This is a genomic window from Streptomyces minutiscleroticus, from assembly GCF_014650875.1.
GTDB classification, from domain to species: Bacteria; Actinomycetota; Actinomycetes; order Streptomycetales; family Streptomycetaceae; genus Streptomyces; species Streptomyces minutiscleroticus.
In genome coordinates, this window is sequence record NZ_BMVU01000175.1 from 1 (window position 1) to 1,809 (window position 1,809).

Annotated in this window: 1 protein-coding gene; it reads right to left on the minus strand. The window is 67.2% G+C overall.

The features are described 5' to 3' along the window. Positions 1–78 precede the first annotated feature (78 nt). Positions 79–1,791, minus strand: coding sequence for an IS1634 family transposase (locus IE271_RS40750; protein WP_190195455.1), 1,713 nt, complete (start codon positions 1,789–1,791; stop codon positions 79–81). Positions 1,792–1,809: the final 18 nt, after the last annotated feature.

The window sequence follows — 1,809 nt, forward strand, 5'->3', positions numbered from 1 at the left end:
GAATCCGGGCTCTGACCTGGGTGGACGTGCGGGTGTCCGCCTGGAGGGCGTTTCTCTAGGCGGCCGCGTTTCAGCTGGTCAGCGGGGTGTGGGCTGAAGCGCGATGACCTGCTTGGGGACGGGGATCTCCAGCTTCGCGAGCAGGTCTCGCTGGGGCTTCGTCAGGGCGGTGACCTGCTGGAATGTTCCGGTGGGGCCGGTGAAGGTGCCCAGATGGAGACGGTCGAGCTCGCGTCGGATGTGCGGCCAGGTGTCGCCGGTGGTGGTCTCGGTGATCCGGATCAGCAGGAGGGCGAGCCAGCACAGGATGACGTGGGCCCGGATACGTTCTTCGGGTCGGTGGTAGACGGGCCGCAGGTCGATGATCTGCTTCATGTCGCGCCAACCGCGCTCGACTTCCAGCAGTTGCTTGTAGCCCAGGGCGATGTCCTCGGCGCTCAGGTGGGGGTCCGAGCAGCGCAGAAGGTATTTCCCGTCGAGGTTCTCCTCCGCCTTGATCTTCGCCTGGTCGATGCGGAGCTTGCCGGCCGGGGTGGCGCGAAGGTAGCGGTTCAGGCCCGGCTTGTCGGCGATCCTCCCGCGCAGTTCGCCCCGCTTGAAATCGCTGAGCTTGTCGGTGTCGGCGATCAAGTCGGTCAGCTGGGCCACGAGTTGTCCGCGCATGTGCCGGTCGCGCTCGGCGGCTTCGGGGTTGTGGCAGATGACGAACCGGTCGGTGTCGGATATCCGCACCTCCTTGGTGCGCATGTTCTCGCCGACGTCCTGGTAGCGGCCCTGCCGGGACAGGGCGGCCTGCACCTCGGGACTCCCGGAGCGGAGCTTCTCGCCGATGATGTAGGCGTGGTCGCCCTTGCGCAGGTAGCGGCGGTTCTCGGCGGAGGAGAAGCCCCGGTCGGCCACCCACACGATCTTGGAGAGGGTCCAGTCCCGCATCTCGTCCTTGACCTGCCGGATCAGGGCCTGGTCGGAGGCGTTGCCCGGCCAACACCAGCAACGGACCGGGATCCCGTCCCTGGTGACCGCCATGCCGATCACGATCTGTGGCAGGTCGTCGCGGGAGTCCTTCGACTTGCCGTAGGTGCGGAACCCGACCTGCTTCGCGTCGCTGTCTGCCCGGCCGCCCTCCAGCTTGCGGCCGGTGTCGTCGCGGGCGACCGGTTCGTCGGCCTCTTCCAGCTCGAAGTAGGTGCTGGTGGTGTCGAAGAACAGCAGGTCCACCTCCAGGTTCAGCAGGTTCGCGACCTCGTCGAACACCTGCTTCTCCAGGTCGTCTTTCACCTCGTGCAGCCAGTCCATCGCCCGGTAACAGGTCTGTTCACCGGTCTCGGCCAAGCCGTCGATGTGCACGTCGTTCGTGATCCAGTCCGCCGCCGCGAGCTTCGAGGACGGGACCAGTGCGCGGTTGGCGACCAGGGCGAACAGCACTCGCTCGGTCGCGGTTATGTCCCGGCGGCGACCCCGCTTGGGCTGCCCGACCCGGCCCACGATCTGGTCGATCCGAAGCCGGCGCCACAGGTGGTCCAGCACGTAGGTGCCGCCGAACGGCACCGAGGAGGTGAACTCCAGGCCCGGTGTGGTGGTCGCGGCCAGGGCGTCACCCGGCTCCAGCAGCTTCGATAGAGACGCGACCAGGCGCTTGACCGCGTCGCGGTCCAGGTCGTCCTCGCGGCCGAAGGTGAACAGCACCTTCGGCACCGCCCGCCCCTTCACCGGATCCCACTCGTTGTGGGCCAGGTGCAGGTACCGGACCGTCCCGGACTTGTTCTCCCGCTTCGTCGTCTTCACGTACACGACTCCAGACGATAGGCC